Origin of the sequence: Lysinibacillus sp. NPDC056185 (assembly GCF_047737915.1) — a bacterium.
GTDB lineage: Bacteria > Bacillota > Bacilli > Bacillales_A > Planococcaceae > Lysinibacillus.
Map to the genome: position 1 here is coordinate 74,822 of NZ_JBLLLQ010000001.1, position 26,124 is coordinate 100,945.

26 protein-coding genes are annotated in these 26,124 nt (G+C 36.9%); 3 read left to right on the plus strand and 23 right to left on the minus strand.

What is annotated here, in order from left to right; translation table 11 throughout:
* Nucleotides 1–44 precede the first annotated feature (44 nt).
* Nucleotides 45–476, minus strand: a complete 432-nt coding sequence (locus ACMZ42_RS00365) for a hypothetical protein (RefSeq protein WP_370077617.1) — start codon at nucleotides 474–476, stop codon at nucleotides 45–47.
* A gap of 512 nt (nucleotides 477–988) precedes the next feature.
* Here ACMZ42_RS00365 and ACMZ42_RS00370 point away from each other — a divergent pair.
* Together ACMZ42_RS00370 and ACMZ42_RS00375 are read left to right on the plus strand one after the other, a co-directional pair.
* Nucleotides 989–1,531, plus strand: a complete 543-nt coding sequence (locus tag ACMZ42_RS00370) for a sigma-70 family RNA polymerase sigma factor (RefSeq protein WP_415730175.1) — start codon at nucleotides 989–991, stop codon at nucleotides 1,529–1,531.
* Between the two features lie 2 nt (nucleotides 1,532–1,533).
* The gene (locus ACMZ42_RS00375) at nucleotides 1,534–2,598 is read left to right on the plus strand and encodes a DUF4179 domain-containing protein (RefSeq protein WP_415730176.1); all 1,065 of its coding nucleotides are present in this window, start codon (nucleotides 1,534–1,536) and stop codon (nucleotides 2,596–2,598) included.
* A gap of 84 nt (nucleotides 2,599–2,682) precedes the next feature.
* Here the strand turns inward: ACMZ42_RS00375 and ACMZ42_RS00380 are convergent, their stop codons facing one another.
* From ACMZ42_RS00380 to ACMZ42_RS00410, 7 genes are all read right to left on the minus strand, one after another.
* Entirely contained in the window at nucleotides 2,683–3,018 is a 336-nt protein-coding gene (locus tag ACMZ42_RS00380; protein ID WP_370077615.1) for a DMT family transporter, read from the minus strand.
* A 16-nt stretch (nucleotides 3,019–3,034) separates the two neighbouring features.
* Complete coding sequence (locus tag ACMZ42_RS00385; RefSeq protein ID WP_415730177.1) at nucleotides 3,035–3,361, minus strand: DMT family transporter; 327 nt, start codon at nucleotides 3,359–3,361, stop codon at nucleotides 3,035–3,037.
* A gap of 5 nt (nucleotides 3,362–3,366) precedes the next feature.
* Entirely contained in the window at nucleotides 3,367–3,897 is a 531-nt protein-coding gene (locus tag ACMZ42_RS00390) for a TetR/AcrR family transcriptional regulator (RefSeq protein ID WP_415730178.1), read from the minus strand.
* A 428-nt stretch (nucleotides 3,898–4,325) separates the two neighbouring features.
* Complete coding sequence (locus ACMZ42_RS00395) at nucleotides 4,326–5,840, minus strand: ABC transporter permease/substrate-binding protein (protein WP_415730179.1); 1,515 nt, start codon at nucleotides 5,838–5,840, stop codon at nucleotides 4,326–4,328.
* A complete protein-coding gene (locus tag ACMZ42_RS00400) occupies nucleotides 5,833–6,792 on the minus strand; it encodes an ABC transporter ATP-binding protein (protein WP_415730180.1) in 960 nt (319 codons plus the stop codon). Before ACMZ42_RS00400 ends, ACMZ42_RS00395 begins: the two co-directional genes overlap by 8 nt.
* Nucleotides 6,793–7,017: 225 nt before the next feature.
* Entirely contained in the window at nucleotides 7,018–8,817 is a 1,800-nt protein-coding gene (locus ACMZ42_RS00405) for a DUF2201 family putative metallopeptidase (protein WP_415730181.1), read from the minus strand.
* Nucleotides 8,818–8,820: 3 nt separating this feature from the next.
* On the minus strand, nucleotides 8,821–9,879 hold the full coding sequence (locus ACMZ42_RS00410) for an AAA family ATPase (protein ID WP_415730182.1): 1,059 nt from the start codon (nucleotides 9,877–9,879) through the stop codon (nucleotides 8,821–8,823).
* A gap of 313 nt (nucleotides 9,880–10,192) precedes the next feature.
* On the opposite strand from ACMZ42_RS00410, the gene ACMZ42_RS00415 reads away from it, so the two are divergent.
* The gene (locus ACMZ42_RS00415; RefSeq protein ID WP_402869103.1) at nucleotides 10,193–10,939 is read left to right on the plus strand and encodes a glucosaminidase domain-containing protein; all 747 of its coding nucleotides are present in this window, start codon (nucleotides 10,193–10,195) and stop codon (nucleotides 10,937–10,939) included.
* A 195-nt stretch (nucleotides 10,940–11,134) separates the two neighbouring features.
* Here the strand turns inward: ACMZ42_RS00415 and ACMZ42_RS00420 are convergent, their stop codons facing one another.
* From ACMZ42_RS00420 to ACMZ42_RS00490, 15 genes are all read right to left on the minus strand, one after another.
* The gene (locus ACMZ42_RS00420; RefSeq protein ID WP_415730183.1) at nucleotides 11,135–11,992 is read right to left on the minus strand and encodes a C40 family peptidase; all 858 of its coding nucleotides are present in this window, start codon (nucleotides 11,990–11,992) and stop codon (nucleotides 11,135–11,137) included.
* Entirely contained in the window at nucleotides 11,989–12,774 is a 786-nt protein-coding gene (locus tag ACMZ42_RS00425; protein ID WP_370077597.1) for a serine hydrolase, read from the minus strand. Before ACMZ42_RS00425 ends, ACMZ42_RS00420 begins: the two co-directional genes overlap by 4 nt.
* Before the next feature lie 9 nt (nucleotides 12,775–12,783).
* Complete coding sequence (locus ACMZ42_RS00430) at nucleotides 12,784–13,716, minus strand: S66 peptidase family protein (RefSeq protein ID WP_415730184.1); 933 nt, start codon at nucleotides 13,714–13,716, stop codon at nucleotides 12,784–12,786.
* The gene (locus ACMZ42_RS00435) at nucleotides 13,713–14,660 is read right to left on the minus strand and encodes an ATP-binding cassette domain-containing protein (protein WP_402869097.1); all 948 of its coding nucleotides are present in this window, start codon (nucleotides 14,658–14,660) and stop codon (nucleotides 13,713–13,715) included. The genes ACMZ42_RS00430 and ACMZ42_RS00435 overlap by 4 nt, the downstream gene beginning before the upstream one ends.
* Entirely contained in the window at nucleotides 14,650–15,705 is a 1,056-nt protein-coding gene (locus ACMZ42_RS00440) for an ABC transporter ATP-binding protein (protein ID WP_402869095.1), read from the minus strand. The genes ACMZ42_RS00435 and ACMZ42_RS00440 overlap by 11 nt, the downstream gene beginning before the upstream one ends.
* Before the next feature lie 14 nt (nucleotides 15,706–15,719).
* On the minus strand, nucleotides 15,720–16,694 hold the full coding sequence (locus ACMZ42_RS00445) for an ABC transporter permease (RefSeq protein WP_370077589.1): 975 nt from the start codon (nucleotides 16,692–16,694) through the stop codon (nucleotides 15,720–15,722).
* Nucleotides 16,694–17,638, minus strand: a complete 945-nt coding sequence (locus ACMZ42_RS00450; protein ID WP_402869093.1) for an ABC transporter permease — start codon at nucleotides 17,636–17,638, stop codon at nucleotides 16,694–16,696. The genes ACMZ42_RS00445 and ACMZ42_RS00450 overlap by 1 nt, the downstream gene beginning before the upstream one ends.
* A gap of 161 nt (nucleotides 17,639–17,799) precedes the next feature.
* Nucleotides 17,800–19,623: a peptide ABC transporter substrate-binding protein gene (locus ACMZ42_RS00455; protein ID WP_415730424.1), complete on the minus strand. Its 1,824-nt coding sequence runs from the start codon at nucleotides 19,621–19,623 to the stop codon at nucleotides 17,800–17,802.
* A gap of 165 nt (nucleotides 19,624–19,788) precedes the next feature.
* Entirely contained in the window at nucleotides 19,789–20,853 is a 1,065-nt protein-coding gene (locus ACMZ42_RS00460) for a dipeptide epimerase (RefSeq protein WP_415730185.1), read from the minus strand.
* 23 nt (nucleotides 20,854–20,876) lie between these two features.
* Nucleotides 20,877–21,671, minus strand: a complete 795-nt coding sequence (locus ACMZ42_RS00465) for a M55 family metallopeptidase (RefSeq protein WP_415730186.1) — start codon at nucleotides 21,669–21,671, stop codon at nucleotides 20,877–20,879.
* Nucleotides 21,668–22,360, minus strand: coding sequence for a M15 family metallopeptidase (locus ACMZ42_RS00470; protein WP_402869086.1), 693 nt, complete (start codon nucleotides 22,358–22,360; stop codon nucleotides 21,668–21,670). The genes ACMZ42_RS00465 and ACMZ42_RS00470 overlap by 4 nt, the downstream gene beginning before the upstream one ends.
* Before the next feature lie 371 nt (nucleotides 22,361–22,731).
* Nucleotides 22,732–23,718 (minus strand): hypothetical protein, encoded by a 987-nt coding sequence (locus ACMZ42_RS00475; RefSeq protein WP_415730187.1) that lies wholly within the window; start codon nucleotides 23,716–23,718, stop codon nucleotides 22,732–22,734.
* The gene (locus ACMZ42_RS00480) at nucleotides 23,699–24,742 is read right to left on the minus strand and encodes a P1 family peptidase (protein ID WP_415730188.1); all 1,044 of its coding nucleotides are present in this window, start codon (nucleotides 24,740–24,742) and stop codon (nucleotides 23,699–23,701) included. The genes ACMZ42_RS00475 and ACMZ42_RS00480 overlap by 20 nt, the downstream gene beginning before the upstream one ends.
* A 1-nt stretch (nucleotide 24,743) precedes the next feature.
* Nucleotides 24,744–25,442 carry an aspartate/glutamate racemase family protein gene (locus ACMZ42_RS00485; protein ID WP_402869081.1) on the minus strand — a complete coding sequence of 233 codons (699 nt, stop codon included), beginning with the start codon at nucleotides 25,440–25,442 and terminating at the stop codon, nucleotides 24,744–24,746.
* A gap of 170 nt (nucleotides 25,443–25,612) precedes the next feature.
* A complete protein-coding gene (locus ACMZ42_RS00490) occupies nucleotides 25,613–25,891 on the minus strand; it encodes a hypothetical protein (protein ID WP_415730189.1) in 279 nt (92 codons plus the stop codon).
* Nucleotides 25,892–26,124: the final 233 nt, after the last annotated feature.

Genomic DNA, 26,124 nt, shown 5'->3' on the forward strand with positions numbered 1-26,124 from the left:
CAGATGCTCTAATTTTCATGTTATTTTAATAGTTAAAAATTTAATCACCATTTGGGCTCAATGATAAATTTCCCTTTTAACATGTCAGGCTTTAATAACTGAATCGCAGATATACCACTTAAATCAATGGATTTTTCTGAGGATGTTCGCTCTAATCGGACAACCTCAGCCATCAAATTCGTATCATGCCCTTCATAATCATAGCCTCGCAAAAGCGAAACAGTTCCACGACACCGTTCTCTATCAATAGCCTCTATGCGAAAAAACTCTGTTTCAAACTGCTTTACAGTATCCATAAGCCTTAAGTGAGTACCGTTGTGTGTTAATAAAAAAAAGGGAATCGTATCGCTTCCCACTATTTTCACAAGCAGCTGACCAAAATATTTAGAATGAAAATCCTTTATCACATCCTGGAGTGCTTTTATGTCGTAGAGCGCTTCACATAGAAAATGGTTTTTTTTGTTTTCATTATTCATTTCCTCCGCTCCTTCCAAATCTTAATGAGCCATTTCCCAATAATTATTAAAATTTACTAGCATAAACGAGCAGTCTCCCCTACAAGATAAAAAACAAAAGACACTATTGGGAGATTAACTGTCCTGAACGAAGTTTCACTTTATTCAACATCCTCTCGTTATAATATGTAAAGACAAGAAATATGACGACTTTTTTCATTTTACATAAAACTGGTCCTTTTGATTTAATATGTATGCTTAATAGTAGAGGGAAAACATTTACACTATTTTTACGCCATCTTCGTAAAAAAGGACATCGGTTTATACTCTTTCTTTGAAAAATCAAATTAATTTAAAAAATTTTTAAATCCAGGATAGCTTTCAATTAAAAAAAACGTATTTAATAGTGAACGATGAAATTCATAGATGTCTCACCTGTTTGCCTTGATGAGTTTTCGGATAAACAATATTTTTATTCACTGATCATTCAATCAAACTGGTAAGAAGCAACTTAATTTAGAAAGGAGCTTGTTATGAACATACAAGCTGAAAATGTTGTTTATGAACTACAAAATCACAATGAACATGCTTTACATTTCATCATTGAGCAATATGGTGGATTACTAAAAAGCATCATCACTAAACATCTCTTTCCTTACTTAGAAGAAGTTGATGAATGCTTGGATGACACACTACTCGCTATTTGGCAGAATGGTGAATTTTTCGATGAAGCGAAAGGGTCTTTTAAAAATTGGATTGCGATCATTGCAAAATATAAAGCGCTTGATCGAAGAAAAAAATTACAACGTTATAATGAACGCTACATTTCAACTTTAGAATTTGAAGAGTCTTTCACAAATACGGAGAGGACAGAATTAGAAGACGTAGAAGAGCTTTTACAACATTTATCTGTTGAGGATCAATTTTTATTTAAAAAATATTATTTAGATAATATCAATTCCAAGAACATTGCGGAAGAATTAAATGTGTCTGTCCCCGTTATACATAACAGACTTTCTCGCGGACGTCATAAACTTCGTGCATTAAAACAAAAATGGATTACAGGGAGGCTATAAGAATGAGTGAATTATTTAAACTTTTTAATCGAGCAAAAATTCAAACAGAACAATATGATGAAACACAGTTGTCAGATTTAGAAATAGCACGCATTAAAAAACGACTAAACCCAAAATTGAAAACTAAAACATCAAAGAAGAAGAAGATTACATTTTTAAGTGGCGTAGGTGTTGCTTTGCTTGCCGTTACAATAGCCATTAATAGCCCAAATGCACTTGCTAAATTGCCGATAATAGGTAATTTCATTGAACAATATATAAATCACCCAGATGTTAATGACGATATGTATACTACGTATAAAAATATTATCGGACAAACAAAAGAAAATAAATATGGAACCTTAACGTTAAATGAAGTTATGTTAGATCAAGGAGAACTTTTCATCAAGACTACTTATCATAGCAATAAACCCGTTCCAAACTCGGAATATCTTCAAGTTAATAAGCACCTTCCAGACACAGATTACCTGCCCCTTTTCCCTGAAATAAAATTAGATGGGAAGGAAGTAGAGTCTGGAGGAGGAGGAGCAGGTAATGATAAAATCGATGACCAAACATTTGTCATTTATAGTAAGATTAGCATTCCAAATATAGAGCTTTCTAAGCCACATGAAATTCAGTTTTCTTTTAACACATTAAACGATAAAATTAATGACCCTTGGGAATTTAATTTCACTGCCACAGGTGAAGCCATTGCGGCTAAAACAACAGAAACCATGATCAATCAATCTTTTTCCTTGCCGAACGGACAGAAAGTTATAGTTGAAAAAATTACTCAATCACCAGTTTCATTAATTCTTTATTATCATATGTTTCCGTCGCCTGATAAGACAATGGATTATGATGTCCTATTTAGATTATACGACCAGAATAATAATCAGTTAGGTCAATCTTCTTCTCAAACAATGCTTGAAAACTCTTCACTTCGATTCCAGAAGGAAAACATGGAGCCAATAACAAATATCACACTCGTTCCGCACTCTATTAATGTAAAAAGTGGTGTTCCTGACAAGGATGTTGTCAAAGTGTTTCATGAGTACACAATTACTACACAATTGAACAAATAATATCTAAGTCTACCAATCTTGTAAATATAAAAAAAACGTCCAATTTGAAATGCAATTTAATTTGGACGTTTTCTTTTTTTGACGTTATGTTGTCGCATTATGATGATCTCCCTGATTTAGCAGAATAACACCACCAATAATCATAGTAATTCCGATCGCAGAGTAAAGATTAAAAATATCTCCCCATACAACGATACCTACAATAACTGTTAATGCTGTACCTACGCCAGACCAAATGGCATAGGCAAGACTTAATGGTAACGTTTTTAAGCATAGAGACAATGAATAAAACGAAATGCCGTATCCTACTGCGACAGCTATGGATGGACCCAGAATTGTAAATGCTTCTGAAAACTTAAGCATCGTTGTTGCAATTACCTCGCTGACAATGGATAACGCTAAAAATAAATAACCCTTCATTTTTACAAATCCCCCCTTAATGTCCGCTACCAGCAAGGTTAAGAATAACCACACCGACAATAATTAATAGAATACCCATCATTTTTTTTAGATTGAATAATTCCTTATAAAAGATTATACCGATGATGGCCGTTAGCGCCGTTCCTATCCCTGCCCATATCGCATAAGCAGTACCTATTGCTAAAGATTGTAATGTTAGGGAAAAGAAATAAAAAGCCGTTCCATATCCAACCACTACACCTATTGAAGGGAATAGTCGTTTAAAGCCATTTGTAAGTTTCAGCATCGAGCTTGCAAAAACTTCTGAGATAATTGAAATGAATAAAAAACCAAAAGCACTCATGTATGTTAGTCCTTCCTTGTCATGTGCATTAATTGTTTAAAGACACCGTCTGTTGCCTTATCGGAAATCGGTGCGATATTTAATAGTTTCGAATAATACAATCCATCAATCGTTAACCGAATCAAATGAACAATAGATTCCTCCAAACCATCTTGGAACAATTCGTCTAGTAAACATTCATAAACTGTTGAGATGGATGAATGGTCATTTTGCATAATTTGAATCGCAATATTTAAGGATGCCCCATTCGCAAGATCTTTTTGAGACGTTAAGATAAATGCTCTCGTTAATCTCCCTGTCCCTTGCTCAAGGCTTGCTAAATGTTCATAAGATTGTACAACCTCGTTCAAAATCGTTTCAGCGATTGCTGATTGAAGCGCATCCTTCGTATTAAAATGATACAATAATCCACCTTTGCTAATGTTCGCCTTGCTGGCAATTTTATCTAAAGTTAACGTACTTAAATCACTGTCCTTTAAATAATCGATCGCCGTTTGGACAATATGTGAACGTTTTAAATCTGCTTTTGATGACATAAAATCGCCCCCTTTTCAAACAAAAAAACCGTCTGGACGGTCTTTTTTATTTTATAACTCTTAATTCACATCGTCAATTATATTGTCAAAAAATTTCGAGACCCGATTAGCATTTACTTTTCGAGTCTCAATTATTCTTCATCCTCTATACTATTTCCAGGTTGAGAGCCTAATACCTTACACTCGCTTTAACTTAGAAAAACGTACTGCTCACACATGAAACCCTCAAGTAAAGTAAATTATACGAAAAACGCTCAGATTAAGCTTCTGAGCGTTTTTGCTTGCCATTTATATTGTAAATTTACTGTTGAAATGTACGCTAATTGGCTTGTTATTTACATTGCTTTTAGGTTTTTTCTCCCCATCAACCGAACCCGTTAATAAAAAATAAGCATCTCTTTTCTAGCTCTTGTACTATGATTTTCGTCTTACAACAATCCTGCCTTTGTTAAATAGTCGCGTGCCACTTCTTCTATGTTTTGGCCTTCTACATTTACTCGATAATTCATTTCGCGCATCTCATCATCTGTTATTTGATTTGCCAGCTTATTTAAGGCTGTTTCTATCTCAGGATATTTCTCTAGCGTCTCTTTCCTTAGTAAAGGAGCTCCTTGATAAGGTGGAAATAGTTGCTGATCATCTGCTAAAACTTGCAGATTATATTGACGTATTTCACTATCCGTCGAGTACGCATCTAATAAATCTATATTTCCTGATTCGATCGCTTGATATCTAAGCTTTGGCTCCATTGTTGCTATGTTAGAAAGTGTAATACCATAACGCTTTTGAATGCCTAAATAACCATCTTCTCGATCATTAAATTCCAATGTGAAACCGGCTTTTATCATTTCTTGAATGGGCTTAATGTCAGAAATTGTTTGCAAATGATAAGTATCAGCCATTTGTTTTGATACTGCCAATGCATACGTATTGTTATATTTCATCGGACTAAGCATCACCATGCCAAATTTATTCATCATGCCTTCTTTTGCCTGATGATAAACATCTTCCTGATTATTGTTAATGGCTTCCTCTTTTAAAAACTCTGAAATTGCCGTTCCAGTAAATTCTGGATAGATATCGATACTGCCAGATTTAAGGGCATTAAATACAAAGGAAGTTTTACCAAGTCCAGGTTTTAATTGCACCTTTAAGTCTGTTTCATTTTCAATAAGCAATTTATACATATTAATAAGAAGCTCTGGCTCAGATCCAAGCTTACCTGCAATGACAATTTCTTCTTTCTCTTTGAAGTTTAGTAGCGGAAAGAAAAACATTATTAATGCCACTACACTAATAATGCTCAATGATGTCATTGTTTTTTTAAACGACAGTGATTCTAGTTTTTTTAGTAAGAAATCGAACACTAATGCTAAAATCGCCGCAGGGACAGCCCCTAAAATAATAAGTGCGGTATTATTTCGGTCAATTCCAAGCAAAATGATATCCCCTAATCCCCCAGCTCCAATTAATGCCGCTAAAGTTGCCGTTCCGACGATTAATACCATAGCTGTTCGAATCCCTGCCATGATAACAGGCATAGCAAGAGGTAATTCTACTTTCACTAATCTCTTTCGAGTATTCATCCCCATCGCCATCGCTGCCTCCTTTAAAGAAGGATCTACTTCATTTATCCCAGTAAATGTATTACGTAAAATCGGAAGAAGTGCATAAACAACTAAAGCTATAATTGCAGGAACCTTTCCGATACCAAACAACGGGATCAATAATCCTAATAACGCTAATGAAGGAATCGTTTGCAAAACTGCACTAATACCGATAATACTTTCTGCTATTTTCTTTTTATTCGATAAATAGATTCCTAGAGGGATAGCAATCACTACCGCAAGAAATAATGCAATGAATGAAATTTGAATATGCTCTAATAAAGATGCCCATAGTTGGCCTTTACGTTCGCTAAACACATCAAAAAAATTAGCCATTTAAATTACCTCTTTCTAAGGAATCCTGTGCTAAATACCGAAGCATGGTTGCTCTCGTGACAATGCCAATTATTTCCCCGTTTTCTTCCACACCTAAACATTCATATTGAGCTAGTTTTTGAAGAATGGTATGCAAAGAATCATTGGAAGAAATGGTGTTCTCTCGATTTTTTTGATGAACCTCATCAGCAATTGGTTCAATTACAGTCTGGATATGGAAAGTCCCATACTCTTTTATCCCAACAAATTCTCGAACAAAATCATTAACAGGATTTTGTATGATTTCATGTGGGGTACCAATCTGTACAATCTCTCCATCCTTCATGACACATATGCGATCACCAAGTTTTAAGGCCTCTTGCATATCATGCGAAACAAAGACGATTGTTTTTTGTATCGTTTGTTGAAGCTCAAGAAGATCATCTTGTAATTTCGTGCGGCTAATCGGATCTAAAGCACTAAAAGGCTCATCCATTAAAATGATTTCGGGATCAGCTGCTAGTGCACGAATAACACCGACCCTTTGTTGCTCACCACCAGAAAGCTCTGTTGGCTTACGCTGACTATATTTATCTGGTTCGAGTCCAACCATATCCAATAATTCACGAACTCGTTGCTGAATTTGCGGTTTACTCCATTTCTTCAATTCAGGTACAACAGCTATATTTTCTTCAATCGTCATATGGGGGAAAAGTGCAATTTGTTGAAGGACATAGCCGATATTCCATCGCAATTCATGAATATTGTAATCACTAATTCTTTTACCATTAATTCGGATGGCTCCTTCTGTTAAGTGAATTAATCGATTAATCATCTTTAATAATGTTGTTTTTCCACAACCACTAGGTCCAATAAGAACAAAAAATTCTCCCTTATGGATCTCTAAATTAATAGCTTTTACTGCGACTTGATCATTTACATATTTTTTTGTAACATTTTCAAATGCTATCATTGTATAAGCTCCTTTTTAAAGAAACATTATTTTACTTATTATTATTCACCAACTAAAGGGCTCATCCACCATAATGTGTGATTGATTTCCGTTCCGGCCGGGCGCTTTCCTGGGGTGTCTATCCCGTCAGTATGCCTCTCTTCCCTCCAATCAACTACCTAGCCCCTCTTTCAAAAAAATCCATAATGATTGTTTTAAAATCATTATGGATTTTCTTTTAAGATTCTATTTCATTCTAAAAACCTCACCTTTAGGTACAAAAGGAAGTTTTGCACCTTGAGGGATGACAAATGCATGCTCTCTTTTAATAGATAACCGATCACATTCCCCATCCGTAATAATAAGAATCGGGCCATTTTTCGGGAAATCAGGTGCTTCTTCAATCAAACGAATTCCAGGCTGTAACACGGTTCCACCTCTACCTCTGACTTTCACTTTTGTCAAAAGGTCTTCAGGTGGCAAGTATCCAGCATCATAGGCGATTGCATCACAAAATATGACTCGTACTAACGGAACATCTCTTGCAATGCTATAGCTCGCAATTGTTCCTAGTGCTTTTCCTAATAATACACGATCCATCGAACCAGAAGTATCAATGATTACCGCAAAAGTACGTCCGTCCTCTTCCCCACTTTGTTGAATCCATCTTGGCCTTGCAATATCAGGTGTTGAAGCTTGTCTTCTACTTGGACGCGCGTAGGTTCTAATTTTTTCTAAAGGCTGAAACATACGATCAAACCATTTCGCCAACTCTACATCCCATGCAATAGGCGGCTGGGAGAGACTTCGAATTTCTTCAATTAAACCTTGAGGTAAATATCCTCGTTCTTGAGAGATATGATAGCTTAATCCTTGACTTAAGGCTCTTCTATAAAAGGTATCAAGGTCAATTCCCACTTTCCCTTGCCAAAAGTCTGGTTTTTTTGTTTCAATGAGATCCACTGCCCCTTGCCCTCTAAAGGTGCGTAATTTTCGATACATCCTGATGTCCGTCACAATTCGATCGTAGATGGATTCTGTGGATAACCCTTTCAGCTCTGGATCATATAAGCCTCCAATTTCTGGCATGTCTCCAATTTTCATTTCAATAAGCCAGCCATTGATGACATAATCACAAGCAACATTCCACAAATAGGGATCACGCCCTTGTCTTCGAGTAGCATGGCTTAAACCCGCATGAAGAAGTTCGTGGGCTATTAAAAATCTCATTTCTTCATCCGTCATAGGTACCGAGGAATTAATATAAATTTCCTTTGTATCAACCGAAATGGCAGCAACAGAAATATCCATTCTTGTACAGACAAGTGGATCGTCAATAATGTTAAAATCAGAAGCAAGCGCACCAAAAAGTGGATATGAGCTCATAAACCAAGCTTTAGCCTTCTCTGCTTGTGTTTTAATGGCAGAGCCAGAAAGAGAGCTGTCTACCCCTCCTGCTACTCGAATGGCACTTTGAACTGCTCTGGATAATCCTTCCGCAAATAATACAGAGAAATTGCTATTCCCTCTATAAAAGTAGTATTCTTTTTTTTCCTGAGAAATAAAAAAATCAGCTTCTCCTGGTGATGTACTATAGTTCCTTAAATGTTCTGGAACCCCATCTCTAATAAATCTTTCATACAATTTCTCTTCATTGGCGAAAGAATCAAAAATAGGTTCATTCATTTCTCGTGGTGCCTGCCCAAATTTTAATTCTGCAAGAAATTTTGTAATGTAACAATCACAGGCAATATTCCAAAGTTCCTGATGTTCTTTTTGTTGCTTATGGTTTAAACCTAAATGCAATAAGCAATGAGCTATAACATAAGCCCATTCATTTGGCTGGCCATTTTTCTCATTATTAATATATATATTGCCAGAGCTTGTTACATACGCCCAATCTTTTAATGGCATTTCTTTGTACTGAACATAAACAGCTTCAAATAATGCTTCAAATAAAGGATGCTCGCTTACGATCGCTTTTCCTCGAGCAATATTCTTTTCATTTTTATGTTCAGTATTCGATTTACTCTTTTTTTTCGCCATTTGCTAATCACCCTTTTTAGCTACTAAACGTGGTAAATCTCTTATAACCTCAAGCATAAACCATGCAGGTAATACCTCACCTTTTTGCTCAGAGACAACCATTTGAGCTATTTCTAGACTTATTGAGGATAATTCTTTAATGAGATCCTTAGAACGGAATGCCAGTTCTCTTTGATTGCCCTTCAGCATTGTATTTTCTTTTGGAAGTTCCTTTATAAGCTGTGCCCGGAAAGATTGGGCCATAAAATATAACAGATCTCTTTCTTCAGGTTGGTCTGGCCAACGCAACTCACCATTCATTATTTTGGCTAAATCGTATTTACTTTGAACTTGTTTAATAAATGCTTTAAACTGACCTGCAACATGTGGAGAAAGGCAACTACTTGCTAGTATTTCAATATCTTTTTCTTGTAGGCTCTTACCATATGCATATAAGCAATCGCTGAGCATATGCCATGATCTCGGTGTTGAAAAGGGCTCCTCGGTTTTAGGAGGCTCACTCCATAAATGGTCGGGGCGCATCTGAATATATTCGATGACATACGGATGAATTTCATGTTCATACGCCCATTCAAGCCAATCTTTATGAGATGCTCTTAGCTGTACGTGAACCATACGGTTGATTAAAGCTGATGACATTGGCTTTACGATGGCACTATCTTGTGCCCGGTTTCCTGCACCAATCACAATTGTTCCCTCTGGTAGTATAAATTCTCCGATTCTTCGATCATGAATCAAACTATAAAAGGCTTTTTGAACCTCTTGTGAACAAGCATTTAATTCATCTAAAAATAAACAATATGGTTCATTGCGTGCAATCATTTTTGGTGGACAAAATACGCTGTAACCGTCCTTTATTTGAGGCACACCAATAATATCTTCTGGCGCCAGTTGACTGCCTAATAAAGAAACACAATTCATGCCTAATTCTGCTGCAAAATTTTCTACAATCGCTGACTTTCCAATACCTGGAGCTCCCCAAATAAAAACTGGTCTAACCGGCGCGATATTTAATAAAAAATCGTATAATTGTTTTTGAGTAACGTTAAAAATAGTATTCAATAAAGACTTCCTTTCGAGATTAATAGCTTATGAAAGGTTAATAATATCATTTTTTATTTTTTCATGGAACTATTGTAAACTTCTTCTCATTTCAAAAATAGCTGGTAATCGAGGAACAAAACGAAAGCTTTTTTCGTTCTATGAATGATGTACTCTATGCTTGCAAAAAATTTGCTGAATGAAGATAAAAAAATATACATGTCTTTATTTCTATTTATGACTCTGTATAATGAGAAATATATGAAACTCGTTATTGAAAAGAAAGGAGGGAGATGTGGTAATCTACCAACATCAATGAACAATGAAATACTTCATGAATTTTTTCAAAGGTCTTCTGATTACTGTTATTGTTATCTGTATTTCGTTTTTTATGGTGACACAATTTTTCAATACTCATGAAACTGAAGAGCCTGTAGTTGTCGATAATAGTCCTAGTGTAGAAGAGTTTATTGGCTCTATTGCTGAAATTGCTCGGAAACAAGGTTCCGATAATGACTTGTATGCATCGGTTATCATTGCGCAAGCGGTGTTAGAAAGTGAGCATGGACAAAGTGGCCTTGGATCCGCACCAAATAACAATTTATTTGGTATGAAAGGCAGTTACCAAAATAACTCCGTAACATTGGAAACATCTGAGGATGATGGTTCAGGTAATATGACAAGGGTGATGGCTGCATTTCGTAAATACCCTTCCTATGAAGCTTCCATACAAGATTATGTGAAATTAATGCGTAATGGGGTTTCCTGGAACAAAAATTTCTATGCAGGAGTTTTTAAAAGCAATGCAAAGTCCTATACAGATGCTACGAAGTTTTTAACAGGCTCCTATGCAACAGATTCACAATACAATGAAAAGCTTAATGCCGTGATAGCAAAGTATGATTTACAACAGTATGACAGTCCAGTCAAAGATAAAAAAACAATTACCGTAGCTGACGGTGACTCTCTTATGCATATTGCAGAGGCTCATAATGTTAAAGTTACATCCATTAAACAATGGAATCAGCTTCGATCTGATAGACTTGAAGCCGGTCAACAATTAAATATTTATAAATATTAATGCAAAAAATCTCCATGTATAAATTTGACATGGAGATTTTTTTATTTCCCGATTCATCTCAAAAATTAAAAAAGAGAAGCCAAGTCAAGCTTCTCTAAACTTTTCATGCTTAACACCATAACGTGTGGTTGATTTCTGTTCCGACAGGGCGCTTTCCTGGGGGCGTCGTCCAGTCTCCACTCCAATCAACTTATATCAATTTAACCTTGGGGTAATGCTAGTTGTTCCTTTGCTTTCGCCATAGAACAAGCTACCAACAGCGGTAATAGATGTTGCCAAATCTTGTCGATATTGCTGATGCTGTTCGTCCAGACTGTTTATATTAACTTCGTTCCCGCCAAGTGATGAATGTACATAAAGGTTGTCGCCTATATATAAAGCCATATGTCCTGGGAAGTATAATAAGTCTCCCTTTTTTATGTGCTCTAGAGATATTTCCTTGATAGGAAATCCTTCAACGATTTTGGCATCGCGATAAATATTTACCCCGTTTAGCATATATGCCATCGAACATAGACCTGAGCAATCAATACCTAGCGGCGATTTACCTCCCCAGCGATAGGGTGTTGCTAAATAGCTAAGCGCCGTTTGAACAACATTTTCTCGTAATAGTTGCTCAGATAAGCTGTTTTCTGGAATTTTTTCTTGTAGCCATTGCCTACGTACATAACCGATCTTGCCCGATACTAATTGCACTGCTGCCCATTCAGGATCTAGCTCATCAATAGCTATCGAACAGATGATTGAGCCTTTAACGATTGTCATCATTTTGCTACTCTGGATTCGAGGCTCCTGCAAAACATCGGCGAAACTTTGGCTAATAAAATGATTTGCTTCTTGTAACCAAGTATCCGTTTTGGCTTCATCAATTAATAGGTTATCCTTTTGGCAATAACCTCCATAGCGATAAGCAGTTTCTATGCGTACCCAGCTCTCGTCTATTTCTTCCGTGATTTGAACCGTCATTCCGAATAGTACCTCATCCACTAATTCTGAGGCCGCATCTGGCTTTGCATGTAAATTTGCAATCATTGACGTCACAATGGCATTCATTCTATCATCTCCTTCCGCTTCACCAAGTAATCGTAAACAACTTTGGAAAGACGACCAATTAGCTGTCTCGCTTGATCATTATTAGTAACCTCTGTTATGAAAACGCCAATAAGATAATCCCCCGAGTTGCTGTAGACAATCCCAACATCATGATCTACCGTATCAAGACCACCTGTTTTATGAGCAAGTTTCACATCATCTACTAAATAACGCTTTAGTGATTCGTGTACACGTTGACGACATAAAATATCTATCGTTAGCTCACTAAATGCTGATGATAACAAGTCCCCGCGGTAAATTCTTGAAAATAGCAGTGCCATATCTCTTGCCGTCGTTGTATTATCAAAGCCTTTTGCTAGCCCTTCGAAATCCATCATTTTTCGTTGAATGGTAGTTTGCAGCAGCCCAATTTTACGACAATATTGATTGAGTGCCTCCATCCCTAGATAATCGATTAATACATTTGTTGCTGTATTATCACTCGTAATAATCATCCAAACTAAAAGCTCATATATAGTACTTTGCTCTAGACGCTGTTCACTAATAACACTAAAATCAACCCATTCTTCGGGTGCTATCTTAATCTCTTGCTCTAATGATAGGTTGTTGCTTTCTACATAATTTAGAACAGCAAGCAATATAGGCACCTTAATTAAACTTGCACTGGAAAATGTGTCTTCTAGTTTTTCGCTAATGAAAAAATGCTCAGTCTTACAATCTTTCACAAACATATGCACTTTATAGGGAGCTTTTTGAAGAATGTGTGTAATCGTTTGCTTCATATTTCACACCTACTCTATGACTTTTATCAACTGATTCTCCGTGTCCATTGTGATCGTTCGGCCTAATGGCAGGGACATCGTTGGTAAACAGTGACCGCAAGTAATGCCCTTAATGATAGGTATATTAAGTGGACCTAAAATTTCTTGAAAAATTGTTTGTAGTGATAGGCTGTGTTCGGGATGTTTTGGATTTTCAGGACCACAATTTGTCCAAGCTCCTAATAAGATACCTGCCACTTCATCTAGTTTGCCTGCCAATTTTAGCTGTGTAAGCATCCGATCAACACGTTGCTCACTCTCATCTACATCCTCTAAAAATAAAATTTTGCCCCTTGTATCTATTTCATAAGGTGTCCCAAGAGAAGCCGTCACCAGTGTTAAGTTCCCTCCAATAAGTGGCCCTGTCGCTTTTCCAGCTACAAGCGTCGTCATTGTACGTCCAGGTGGATTTACTAGACAATAGTCCGTACGTTCTGTTGCTGTCACACTTTCGATAAAGGATTTCCAAGTATACTGATCCATCTCCGGCCGAATAAATTCTGTAGAGGGCATTGGTGTATGATACGTGACGAAGCCACATTGTTGGTTAAAAGCGATATGTAATGCCGTTACATCGCTATAGCCAGCAAATACTTTTGGGTTGGCCTTTATCATATCGAAATCCAGAAGCGGTAAAATTTTCGTCGCCCCGTAACCTCCACGTATGCAGAAGATGCCGTCAATATTAGAGTCCCTAAACATTTGATTAACTTCAGAAGCTCTTAATTCATCAGAGCCCGCTAAGTAGCCATGCCTTGCCCGACATGTTTCCCCAGCTACAACATTAAAACCTAGCTTTTCAATACTTTGAACGGCTGGGAGAAATTTTTCAGTTGGGGTTGCACCCGAAGCACTTATTAGACCAATTGTGTCACCTTTTTTTAATGCCTTTGGACGAATCATTTACTTACCTCCATTTTTAGTGAAGTTCGATATTTCTCCAATTCCTCTTCATTAGCCAATACAAAATGACCTTCTTCTATTTCGGTAAATGATGGTGGCTGAATATCATAGTTATGCTGTGACGGATCATAGATTTCTACGACTTTATCACGCTCCTTATAAGGATTTGGCTCCGGTACTGCCGATAATAACGCCCTTGTATAAGGATGAAGGGGATTAGCAAACAGCTTTTCTGTCTCTGCTAGCTCAACAATGTTCCCTTTATAAATAACAGCTGTTCGGTCCGTAATAAATCGGACTACAGATAAGTCATGCGCTATGAATAAATAGGTTAAATCATTTTGCTGCTGTAGGTTTGCTAGTAAATTTAATACTTGTGCACGAATGGATACGTCTAATGCTGAAATTGGTTCGTCCGCAATAATAAACTCTGGCTCCATTACAAGTGCACGCGCAATGCCGATACGCTGACGCTGCCCTCCTGAAAATTCATGTGGGAAGCGACTAGAAAACTCCGGTAATAATCCTACATTTAATAAGGCATTGCGTACCTTCTGTTGACGCTCAGCCTCATTTTTAAAGTTTTTTGTATTAATAAGTCCCTCTGAAATAATATAGTCTACCTTTGCGCGTTCATTTAGCGAAGCCATAGGATCTTGAAAAATCATTTGGATTTTCTGTGTAATTTCTCGATCCCACTCTTTCGATATTTTGCCATTTAGTTTTTTACCGTGATACAGTATTTGTCCTTCAGTGACTTCATTGATACGCATAATAGCTCTGCCGATTGTTGTTTTTCCAGAGCCTGATTCACCTACTAAACCAAATGTTTCACCTTTAAAAATATCGAAGCTGACATCATCAATCGCTATAAATTTATGTTTACCTTTCCCAAAAACAACCTTTAAATTTTTCACCTCAACTAATACTTCTTTATGACTCATGCGCGTATCGTCTCCCTTCTTCGAAAAAGGCTTGTAGCGCTTCAGGAGGCTCTACTTTCGGCGCAAGTGGATCTAATAGCCATGTACGAGCATAATGCGTGTCACTGACCTGAAAAAATGGTGGACGTTCCACAAAATCAATCTTTAACGCATATTGATTGCGAGGAGCAAAGGCATCTCCTTTAATTTCTTGAAAAAGATTTGGTGGAGTACCCTTGATAGAATAAAGCTGCTGCCCTTTTGAGCCTAGTTGCGGTAAAGAAGAAATGAGTGCCCATGTATAAGGATGCTTGCCATTAAAGAAAATTTCATGCGTCTTCCCTATTTCGATGACATCACCTGCATACATCACTGCAATACGGTCAGCAACCTTCGCTACAACGCCTAAATCATGCGTTATATAAACGGTCGTTAGTCCATATTTTTGTTGTAGATTTTTTAAAAGTTGCAAAATTTGTGCTTGAATTGTTACGTCTAATGCAGTTGTCGGCTCATCACATATTAAGATCTTAGGCTTACACGCTAGCGCAATAGCTATTACAATTCGTTGACGCATGCCACCTGAAAATTCGTGAGGATATTGCTTATAACGCTTTTCAACATCGTGAATGCCAACATCTTTTAACAATTTTAAAGTTTCTTCGTATGCTGCCTTGCCCTTTAAATTCTGATGTAAAATAACACATTCCTCAATTTGCTTACCAATCGTTTTCAGTGGATTTAATGATGTCATTGGATCCTGTGTAACCATTGCCACTTCTTTTCCACGAATGCTTAGCCACTCCCGCTCGGTTTTAAACTGCGCTAAATCCCGATCTTTGTAGATAATTTCCCCCTGATCGATGTAGCCATTTTTATCGAGCAAGCCCATGATTGATTTCATTAGAACAGATTTTCCTGAACCTGACTCGCCAACGATTGCTAGACTTTCACCTTTGTATAAATCAAGGGAAATATTACGAATGGCCGTTAGTACTCTGCCACGAAGTGTAAATTTTATGACAAGGTTTTGGATGGTTAAAATAGGTGATTTATTTTGTGTCATTTCCATCATCCCCCTTATACGTGATTTTTCGGATCTGCTGCGTCTGCAAATGAATTTCCTATAATATAAAATGCAATTGTAATGATACTTAATACAATACTTGGGAAAATGAGCTGATATCTTAATTCTGGAGACATCATGAGTACTCGTCCTTCATTAATTAAATTTCCTAAAGACGGCTCACTAATCGGTAGTCCTAATCCGATATATGTTAAAAATACTTCTGAGCCAATAGCAAATGGGATGGCTAGACTCATTCGTAACATAATGACGGAAATGAGATAGGGTAATAGGTTTTTTAAAATAATTCGATAATCAGGTGTTCCTAAACATTTTGAGGCTAAGTTATACTCACGATCACGCAAAATAACAATTTGATTGCGTATAAATCTTGCCATTTCTACCCAGCCCGTAATACACATGGCAATAATAATGGTTGAAATACTTGGGCGCAAAATATAGGACATTAAAATAAGTACAATCGTTGTCGGTATGTTATCCACGACGTTGTAAAGCTGTGTGATAGGCACCTCTAATTTCCGTGAAAAGCCCCAAAGCGTACCTATCGTAATACCGACGATAGCCTCTACTAAAGCAACCACACAGCCGATAAATAACGAGGTCCTTGTCCCTGCCCAAATACGTGACCATAAATCCTGCCCAATGGAATTTGTCCCAAACCAAAATTCAGCGTTTGGTGCAACATTACGCGCTTGGAAACCTGTCTGCTCATCTAAATATATTTCAGTTGGTGATTTTTGCGCTGGTAAATACGGCTGTAAAATGGTAAAAGCTACGATAATTAGCACGCCAACTAATAAAAAGACAGCGATGCGATTTTTCAAAAAGGATTTCCACGTTGAACGCCAATAGGAATAATTAGAATAGGCTGTTTCTTCAGCTTGACGTTCATCTACTTCCGCAAAATCGAACAATGTTTCACGTGATTTGTTTGAGATATTGTTTATTTCTTCTGAATACATTCCCATTAACGTACACTCTCCCCTTTCCCTAATTTAATGCGCGGATCAACAAGGGCCATTGCAATATCACCTAAAATTAGTCCGATAATTCCAAGTGAAGAGAACACAAGCACTAAGCCTTGTACAATCGTATTATCTTGTCGCTGTATAGCATCTACGAGTAAGCCCCCCATACCAGGAATGGAATATAAGGATTCAATGTAGATGGAACCTGTAATGGTAAAAAGAATAGTTGCTGGTAAATACTGTGCCATCGGAATAAAAGCGTTTCGTAGTACATGTTTAAACATTAATGTACGCTCTTTAACCCCTTTTGCTCTCGCTAGCTTAATATAATCTTTGTTTAGTTCATCCACCATGTAACGACGCATCCACATGGCATAGGAAGCAGTCGGTGCTAACGCCATTGAAATCAGTGGTAAAATCCAAGTAATAGGATTGTACTCATCAAAAAGCATTGGTAAATGAAAAATTTCTGTAATATACATTTGAATGACTAAATAATAGACGGCGGCTGGCACTGCAACGACAATGACAATATAGCCAGTCCCTAAGCGGTCTAGCCAACGTCCCTTCATCTGGGCCATCAATATGCCGAGCGGAACTCCAATTAGAAGAGATAGCACAACTGCACCTAAACCAAATAGCAAGGAATACATGATCTTATCTGCAATAATCGTAACGACTGGTACATCTGTCCGATATGTAACGGATTTACCTAAATCACCATGAAACAGCTTAGCGTAAAAATTCCCCAATTGTACAAGTAACGGGTCACGCAAACCTAAATTCGTTAAATATATTTCTTGTTGTGCAGGTGACATTTTATTCGCTGCTGCTCCTAAATAACCTTCTTCTGGCATTAAACGTAGTAATGAAAAAACAATCGTAATAATAATAAATAGTGTTAAAACTGATTGTAATAAACGTTTCCCTATATACCTCAGCATCATTTCATCCTCCTTCTTCAGAAAGACAGAAGGAGATGCCGACTTGTTTTTTCGGTATCTCCTTCATCAATACTCACCGCTTTTGACTGTTTCTTGAATGTAGCAATGATCCTAATATTTATTCCAGCATTAACTGCCCTAATGCCCGATTGTTTCAACTATCATTTCGCTGCTTTAGCTAACGCATCCGCACGTTCTTGCTCCCACTTCGCTAAAGCTGCTTTAAACTCATCGTTACTCATTGGTTTGTCTAAAATTTGCTGACCTTTAAATTTCTCGGAAGTCACACCAAATGGAGAATATTGACCTTCAAATGGATTTAATTTAGAAGCAACATAGCCGCTACCCCCTACTGAATAAGGAATAACAAATGCCTCATCAATTAAAAAAGCTTCCGCTTTGGCAAACAGTTCGTAACGTTTTGCTGTATCAATCGTCGCATTTGCTTCGTCCACTAAGCTTTGATATTTTGATTTTCCGTTTGCTTCGGTATAGCCTTCAGCTAGCTCCGGTTTATTATAAGTACCTTCTGCAGTGAATGGATCCGTATACGTTGATGGGTCGGCATAGTCTGGACCCCAGTTTGCTTCGAGCAATGCAAATTTACCAGGTTTACGAACCTCTGATAAAAAGCCTGTAGATGGTCCGGCCTCTATGATAATATCCACATAATCAGTACCTAATAATCTTTCAATCTGCTGTTTCACTACTTGTGAACGATTTGCCCAATCTGGCATACCGGAGTTATAAGGCATCAACACTTTTACTGGGAAAGTTACTTTTCCTTCTAGCGCTTTTTTCGCTTTTTCCTTGTATTCCAATGCCTTCTCTTTGTTGAAGGAATCGTTCTTTGTAATATCAGCTAATGGTGCTAACTGTGTATAGTCAACCCCCTCTACATTGACAAAGTTTTTCGGAGTAATCGTGTTGCTAAGCAAATCTTTTGGATTATAAGGTTCTAAAGTTAGCATTGCAGATTCACGGTCGAATGCATGGAACAATGATTTTCGGAAATCTTTATTATTGACCGCTTTCTTCCAATTATCAGGCTCATATTCTGCATCAAATTGCGGGTTAAAGTTTAATGCATAGAAATACGTATAGAAGTTATTTTGTGTTTGACGAATTTGTGATTTTTTCTTTTCATCTTTAAACCACTCATCAATAATAGAAGTTGGAATAATCGCTGAATCGACTTCTCCTCGTAAAAATAATTCAGGTTCAACTGTAGCCGCTTCTTTATTGTATTTATAACGAATACGATCAATCAGAACATTGTTTTTATCCCAATACTTATCATTTTTCACAAGTACTCGCTCATTTTGCGGTTCAAATTTATCTAAAATGTAAGATCCGTTATAAAGGAAATTATCATTAGTTGTACCGAAACTATCACCTTTTTCCGCTATAAACTTACCATTAACAGGGAAGAAACAGACATAGTTCAACATAGATAGGAAGTAAGGTGTTGGCTTTTCTAAAGTATATTCTACTGTATGTTCATCTATTGCCTTTATGCCAACCTTCGTAAAATCTGTCATATCACCGTTATAGAAGGCTTCCCCATTTTTTACGACCGTAGCAATCCAAGCTGTTGATGATTCATTTTTTGCATCAAGTACATAATGTAAGCCATCTACAAAATCTTGAGCAACAACATCCGCATACTCTTTCCCATCATGAGTAACCCATTTTGCATCGTCACGTAGCTTGAACGTCCAAACTGTAGCATCGTCATTTGATGACCATTCTTTGGCTATGCTTGGTTGTACAACACCATACTTATCATACTCAATTAATCCATCGACCAAGTTCGCAGCCATAGCAAACTCATTCGTTTCAGAGGTCTTTAAGTAATTTAACGTTTTTATTTCCCCTGAATAAACCACGCGATACTCTGATTTTTTTTCACTTGAAGAATCATCGCTACAGGCTGCACAAAGCATTACAACAAGACACACGAAAAGCAACCAATACCTTTTCATCATAAGCATCCCCCTAGTAATCTTAGTTATCTACATAAAGTGACAGTTAAAAACCCAACTATAGCGAAAAAAAAAGTGAGAGATCAACTATCCATAAAGCCAGATTTGTTCTATTTACAGTCAGTAAGGGTGACGAACCCCCGCCCTGATTAAAGCAACACTTTATTATGAAAATCCTATTCCAACTGCATCCGTCATCCTAATTCGATCATTTTCAAATATTGGACCACCATCAATAGGATCTTTCAAACATAAACTAGGACCGTCTAAATCTACCATCGTGATATTTTTCTGTGATGCGGCAAAATGTGCAGCGGCACTTACGCTAATTTTTGTCTCAAGCATACAGCCAATCATACATGGTATGTCATTTGCCTCCGCAATGTGGCAAATTTTTTGTGCTTGATAAATGCCTCCTGTTTTCATGAGCTTAATATTAATCAAATCTGCAGCTCGCTTTTCGATAATTTCATAGGCATCTTTTGCAGAGAAAACACTTTCATCTGCCAAAATATTTGTCAATGTATTAGCCGTTACGAATTGCATTCCTACTAAATCATGGCAATGAACAGGCTGCTCCACCAATTCAACATTTGCACCTGCATCTTCCAGTGCACTAATAATTTGTACAGCTTGCTTCGGTGTCCAGCCCTGATTCGCGTCAACTCGCAATGTTATGGCGTGTCCAACTGCTTCACGAATGGCAACAACTCGCTTTACATCACCTCCTGGATCTTTCCCCACCTTGATTTTTAAAATTTGAAAACCTCGTTGTACAGCGGCAATACTATCCTTCACCATTTCTTCAGAATCATTTACACTTATCGTAATATCTGTTATTAATTCTTTCCGAAAGCCCCCTAATAATTTATACAGAGGTGTTTGATAGTGCTTAGCAAATAAATCATAAATCGCCATATCTATCGCAGCTTTTGCACTTGTGTTTTGATAAATACTGCTGTCAATTCGCTCCATGATTTCTGTCAATTCTTCAATATCCATCCCAATAATGGCTGGCTTTATATACTCTTCTATAGCGTGCGAAATAGACCCGAGTGTTTCACCAGTAATGGCTGCAGTCGGTGCCGCTTCACCAATGCCTATTTGCCCATCATCAGTGTGAACATAGACGGCAATATTGTGAATGTTATGCACTGTTCTCAGTGCTGTTTTAAACGGTGTTATAAGCGGGGCCTCCACCTTCCCCACGACAATATTTTTAATTTTCATCCATTCACCTACCTTTAAGTTACTTATGTTAAGAACTGTAAAAGTCGAAGCACCTCATAAAAATCATCCGTTACGAATTCCACTGTATTATGTGGTTTAAACGTAGCATTCGGATAGAAAGAATTTCGATATGCTCGTGTATGATCACGATAAATGATTTCCACTACAAAGTGCTCCGGTAATGTCACTTGTAAATCTTCACGTGCCACCTTCATCGAGTCCTCAACAAGTCGCTTCGTTTCTTTAATCGTCAGTTGTGGACTCACGCTAATAGTCGCATTTCCTATCCCTTCTTTCGTGGCAAATGTGATGATGTTATTATTGATAGATTGAATTTCCTCTGTTAATCCCACATCTCCACTAACAAACGAAACGGGAACACCGTGTAAAGCAGCCGCGTACGTATTAATTAAAAATTCACTTGCATATTCACCATTTATTTTCACATCGGCAAAAACACATAGCGTATGTGCTAAAGGATTACGCGCACTTCCTCCTTTACTGTGATAGCCAATAAAAATAGCGCGATCAAAGCTCTTATCAAGTCCCGCAACCATACACATCGGGTCATACGTCCACCCACGAATGACCTTGCAGTTTACTGGCAAATTAGAAATATCAAGATTACGTGCTGAATCATGAGCATCCTTTAATAAAATTTCGGTTGCTCCACCAAGAATAGCCCCCTCTATAGCGGCTTCTACTTCCTTTGTCATTTGCTTTTGGAAAAACTGATAATCTGGCGCATTTAGCTCCGTCTCGCTCCAAGCTGTTGTGCCAGTAATCCCTTCAATATCTGCACTAATATAGACCTTCATAGAAATCGAAACTCCTTTACTTTATTGTCTTGGATCATTGCTTCCACAGCTCCATAACTAGCTTCTTGCGCCCCAACACGTCTTGCCCATGAAACATTATTAAAATCGTAATGCCACCATTCCTCTGAATAATTTGTAAACCCAACCATTGTCATACAGTTATATAGAAGACGTCGATGAACACAGGCTTCCCAATCTTCCTCTGGATGTTGTTCAAAATAGCGTGTCGCAGACTTTTCACTGATTTCATCAAATGCGGTACCTAAATTTAAAGCATTACCTTCTAAATCTCCTAGCGTCACATCAATCGCTCCACCTGTTAAATGAGGGGCAAAATGAGCATGACCAATGCTAGGAAACGCAACATACTTTCGCGTTTCTTTTACAACCTCTTGCTCAGTAAAATGGGGAAAACGCTGTGCGATTTGTTTTGAAAAACTCTTAAACAAAAATTGCTGCACTTGGAACGGACGATAGCCATCATATAAGATAAGGCTATAATTTTTAGACAATAATAACAGCGCTTGTGTTAATCGTTCATACACACTCTGTCGTAAATAAATTGCTTGTAAACTGTTTGGTATTTTTTGATGATAGTAAATTGGTTTAATAAAAATCCTCGAATGTTCTTCTCCGATTTGAATGAATGGCTCGCCATTTTCGCGAATTACCGGCGTTGAGTCCCCCATTGAAGTTTTATTTACTTCAATAGGATAAAAAACAGCGTCATGTATAGTACACACCTCCAATTTCAAATTTCGATAAAATTTTTGGATAATTCAGTTTTTAATGAATGTATCATACATTATATTTATTGACTAGATAAAAAAAGAAATATTACAGAGTACTAGCTATTTTCTGTTTTTCAAACAATATCCGCCAAATAATTGATGCAAGAAGTCGAAAAACAATATTTCTTCACCTATTTAGGAATTTTATTCACGGAGAGGATAGAAGATTACCGAAACTTAATAAAAAATGACGAATTGAACTCAGACTTATTCGGTTATAAAAAAACCTCCATTTTGATATTAATCAAAATGGAGGTAAATTCTTCTAATTATTTCGAAATTACGTTACAGTCCAATTGCCAAGTAAATAGTATTTTTATTAATATTTCACGTACTAAAGATGAGGTTTCATATACTGAAGAACGAATATGACATTGAATAATTTTATTATCAAAGCTAAACCAGAACCATCTTGCTGGATATTTAGTTTCTTGAACTCCATAATATACTTCAATTTTTCTATTTTCATATGGAATTTTCAATAATCTAAATCTCCATTTTTGACGAATTCCAATATTTCTTCCTAAAGTTTTCGGTAAATCCTGTTCTAAAGTATGCGGTGCTATTGATATCCAACACCCATCTGTAAGGTTTACTTTTTGTCGATATAGTAATTGAACTTCATTCGTTTCTTTACCAATCCCAACCGAATCTAGCTTATAATCTAGCAATGTCTCTGAGAAAGAGTTTTTCAAATTAATTGTTTCTGGTTTAAACCATTTTACCCTCGTTACTTCATCTTCTCCCCATTTTCCTTGATCATATCTAGCTGTATAACTTGCAGTAGCAAATGATTTTTTTGCCAAATCCAGGTTTATCACCATTAAATTTGCAAGGTATTCTATTATCTCATCATCCGTAGCATCACCTTCAAAAACAGATATCTCCACAGTTGTAAATCCTACAGAATAGCTTAAAGCCTTGTTATTTTTATAATCAATTCCAACAAAACCTACTCTATTATTAATGATAAAAGGATTACCTTGTTTAACTAAATTTGTATCTGCATAAATAAAAGGCCAAGCCCAATCATAGAAAAATTGTTTTACTCGAATAATTCCATTCTGAAGTTTTGCATAAAAGTAAAGAGAACTACGATCATCTTTTGTTTCCGGGCGCAATGAAAAATTATAGATATTTTGTATTTGTTTATCATTCGGTAGTAAAGGGCTAAAATTAATATGCTTTACAATTTCATCTAATAATTTATGTGTAATGATATTTTCACATCCCCAGTTAAAATTGATATGCTTCAACCTTATGTCCATTTCGACCAATTGTAGTCTGTGCCTGTGAAAGTGAATTTAAAATGGCTTCCTCTGTTGCTTCTGCAGCTGCTGCAAATAATTGATTCATGATAGGATGATCCTCACGTAGTTGTGTCCGTGTTTCGACAAGCTGATCTGATTGATGGGCGATATGATGTGCTGTTGTAAAGCCAATGACAATATCACCGCTGCCATGTGAAAAATGACTTCCTGTACGCCCTAGTCCAATACCACAACGTTTAATGACTCGTGTCAGTTGACGACTACTAAGCGGAGCATCTGTGGCAAGTACGATGATAATGGAGCCATCTGTTGGAGATAATGTCGATTCGCTTTGACCGTTAGAAGAAAGATATTGGTGTGCTAAAAACTCAGAGCTTTGCCCGAAATTACTAAGGACCATACAGCCTACCGTATAGTTCGTTGACCCATGTGTCACGATTCGGGAAGATGAGCCAATCCCACCTTTATAGCCAAAGCACATCATTCCTTTTCCCGCACCAACTGCCCCTTCCTCTGCAGTTTCAGTTGATGCTTTACGAATCGCTTCCAAAGCATGCTCAGGTGTGATTGGACATTCTCGAATGGAATTTAAATAACTATCGTTACATTCCCCAACAACGATATTAATAGTTCCTGTTGAATGACCTATTTCACTATTCGTATCTAGCATAAATTGCAGCGTTCCCTGTGTGACTGCTGGAACGCCAAATGTATTCGTTAACATAATTGGTGATTCAATAACCCCAAGCTCATTCACCTGCACGAGCCCTGTCGTTTTTCCAAAACCATTTAACACATAGCTTGCAGCAGTAACTTTTTGCTGAAATAAATTGCCTTCATGCGGTAAAATTGCAGTTACTCCTGTACAAGCATAAGCGCCGTCTTGATTCATTTTCTCATCAAGCGTTATATGACCTACACGCACGCCAGCTACATCAGTAATACAATTTTTCTCACCAGTTGATAACGTGCCAACGACGATCCCCATTTCTCGTACTTTTTTTGGCATATTAGTCCTCCTTATGAATCGCCATATTTACAGCAGCCTGTGCATGTAAAACTGTTGTATCAAAAACAGGTACGTTCACATCTTCTTGTTTAATAAGTAATCCAATCTCTGTACAACCTAATATAATTCCCTGTGCTCCAGATTGAACAAGGTTTCCAATCACCTGTAAATAATAGTCCTTCGATGCTTGTTCAATTCGACCCAAGCATAATTCTTCATAGATGATACGATTGACCTCAGCGCGCTCCTCAGCAATCGGAACAAGCACTTCAATGCCAAAACCCTCTACTCTTGCTCTATAGAAATCTTGCTCCATCGTGTACTTTGTCCCAAGAAGGGCAACTTTCTGTAAACTAGCTTTTTCTATTTGATTTGCTGTCGCATCAGCTATATGTAAAATTGGAATGGTGATCTTTGCCGTTATGATATCAATAACCTTGTGCATTGTATTTGTACAAATAACAATAAAATCTGCCCCTGCACTTTCTAAAGATTGCGCTGCCTCTGCAAGAACTTGCCCAGCCTTTTCCCATGCTCCTTCAGCTTGATAATGCTCGATTTCTTGAAAATCTACACTATACAAAATACATTTTGCTGAATGTAAGCCACCTAATTGTTGCTTTACCTCTTCATTCATCAGACGATAATACTCTACCGAAGACTCCCAGCTCATACCGCCAATCATGCCAATTGTTTTCACGCATATTCCCCCATTTATTTATTTGACTATCATCATACCTGCATACGGTTGATATAGGTTTTAACAAACGTCATCCCCACCTTTTGGTGATGAACCTTTAATTTTAATTATTATACTAAAAATCCAAGGGCAAATAAGGGAATTTTCAAAAAAAATAAACTTTACTAGCTTTATTCCACTTCCATTTCTTCAGCTTTTCTTTTCAAAAATAGCAAATATCTAATTAACAAGATGGGTATAGAAGCAACAACAACATTTATACTAATAAAAAAGTAAATACCATCCTTAAAATCAATGCATATAGAATACACAAAGCCCATTAAACCACTAATGATCAATACAACGATAGATGGAAACTTTGGGAATAAAAAAGTGACAATTCCTGCAACTATCATAATCACCATAACCATCAGCAGAAAATGCCAATATATAAGAAAATAAAATGCCATACTTAACCTCCTTTTCATTACACATGCATTTTTCTATCACATCATTATATTATTTTCTCGCTGTAAAGTTTCGACAAATGGTTCATCACAATAATCTATTTCTACTCTAATGTATAAGTAAGTCCTTCACTGCACTTGCATTCAAACTAGATATTTCAACTATTGGAAAAATATTTATTAATAAAATCATTTTCTAAAATTCAGTATTTTCAAAAAGTGGATATATTACAAAA

Coding starts and splice junctions, on each gene's coding strand:
- ACMZ42_RS00385 (WP_415730177.1), bottom strand. CDS start 3,361: ATGAGTGCTTTTGGTTTTTTATTCATTTCAATTATCTCAGAAGTTTTT.
- ACMZ42_RS00465 (WP_415730186.1), bottom strand. CDS start 21,671: ATGAAGGTCTATATTAGTGCAGATATTGAAGGGATTACTGGCACAACA.
- ACMZ42_RS00450 (WP_402869093.1), bottom strand. CDS start 17,638: ATGCTGAGGTATATAGGGAAACGTTTATTACAATCAGTTTTAACACTA.
- ACMZ42_RS00400 (WP_415730180.1), bottom strand. CDS start 6,792: ATGATAGCATTTGAAAATGTTACAAAAAAATATGTAAATGATCAAGTC.
- ACMZ42_RS00365 (WP_370077617.1), bottom strand. CDS start 476: ATGAATAATGAAAACAAAAAAAACCATTTTCTATGTGAAGCGCTCTAC.
- ACMZ42_RS00425 (WP_370077597.1), bottom strand. CDS start 12,774: ATGAAGCAAACGATTACACACATTCTTCAAAAAGCTCCCTATAAAGTG.
- ACMZ42_RS00445 (WP_370077589.1), bottom strand. CDS start 16,694: ATGGGAATGTATTCAGAAGAAATAAACAATATCTCAAACAAATCACGT.
- ACMZ42_RS00455 (WP_415730424.1), bottom strand. CDS start 19,623: ATGAAAAGGTATTGGTTGCTTTTCGTGTGTCTTGTTGTAATGCTTTGT.
- ACMZ42_RS00470 (WP_402869086.1), bottom strand. CDS start 22,360: ATGGGGGACTCAACGCCGGTAATTCGCGAAAATGGCGAGCCATTCATT.
- ACMZ42_RS00395 (WP_415730179.1), bottom strand. CDS start 5,840: ATGGCTAATTTTTTTGATGTGTTTAGCGAACGTAAAGGCCAACTATGG.
- ACMZ42_RS00440 (WP_402869095.1), bottom strand. CDS start 15,705: ATGACACAAAATAAATCACCTATTTTAACCATCCAAAACCTTGTCATA.
- ACMZ42_RS00370 (WP_415730175.1), top strand. CDS start 989: ATGAACATACAAGCTGAAAATGTTGTTTATGAACTACAAAATCACAAT.
- ACMZ42_RS00430 (WP_415730184.1), bottom strand. CDS start 13,716: ATGATTCGTCCAAAGGCATTAAAAAAAGGTGACACAATTGGTCTAATA.
- ACMZ42_RS00460 (WP_415730185.1), bottom strand. CDS start 20,853: ATGAAAATTAAAAATATTGTCGTGGGGAAGGTGGAGGCCCCGCTTATA.
- ACMZ42_RS00490 (WP_415730189.1), bottom strand. CDS start 25,891: ATGGCATTTTATTTTCTTATATATTGGCATTTTCTGCTGATGGTTATG.
- ACMZ42_RS00480 (WP_415730188.1), bottom strand. CDS start 24,742: ATGCCAAAAAAAGTACGAGAAATGGGGATCGTCGTTGGCACGTTATCA.
- ACMZ42_RS00435 (WP_402869097.1), bottom strand. CDS start 14,660: ATGAGTCATAAAGAAGTATTAGTTGAGGTGAAAAATTTAAAGGTTGTT.
- ACMZ42_RS00375 (WP_415730176.1), top strand. CDS start 1,534: ATGAGTGAATTATTTAAACTTTTTAATCGAGCAAAAATTCAAACAGAA.
- ACMZ42_RS00380 (WP_370077615.1), bottom strand. CDS start 3,018: ATGAAGGGTTATTTATTTTTAGCGTTATCCATTGTCAGCGAGGTAATT.
- ACMZ42_RS00390 (WP_415730178.1), bottom strand. CDS start 3,897: ATGTCATCAAAAGCAGATTTAAAACGTTCACATATTGTCCAAACGGCG.
- ACMZ42_RS00420 (WP_415730183.1), bottom strand. CDS start 11,992: ATGAATGCCATTGTGACGTCAATGATTGCAAATTTACATGCAAAGCCA.
- ACMZ42_RS00405 (WP_415730181.1), bottom strand. CDS start 8,817: ATGGCGAAAAAAAAGAGTAAATCGAATACTGAACATAAAAATGAAAAG.
- ACMZ42_RS00415 (WP_402869103.1), top strand. CDS start 10,193: ATGAATTTTTTCAAAGGTCTTCTGATTACTGTTATTGTTATCTGTATT.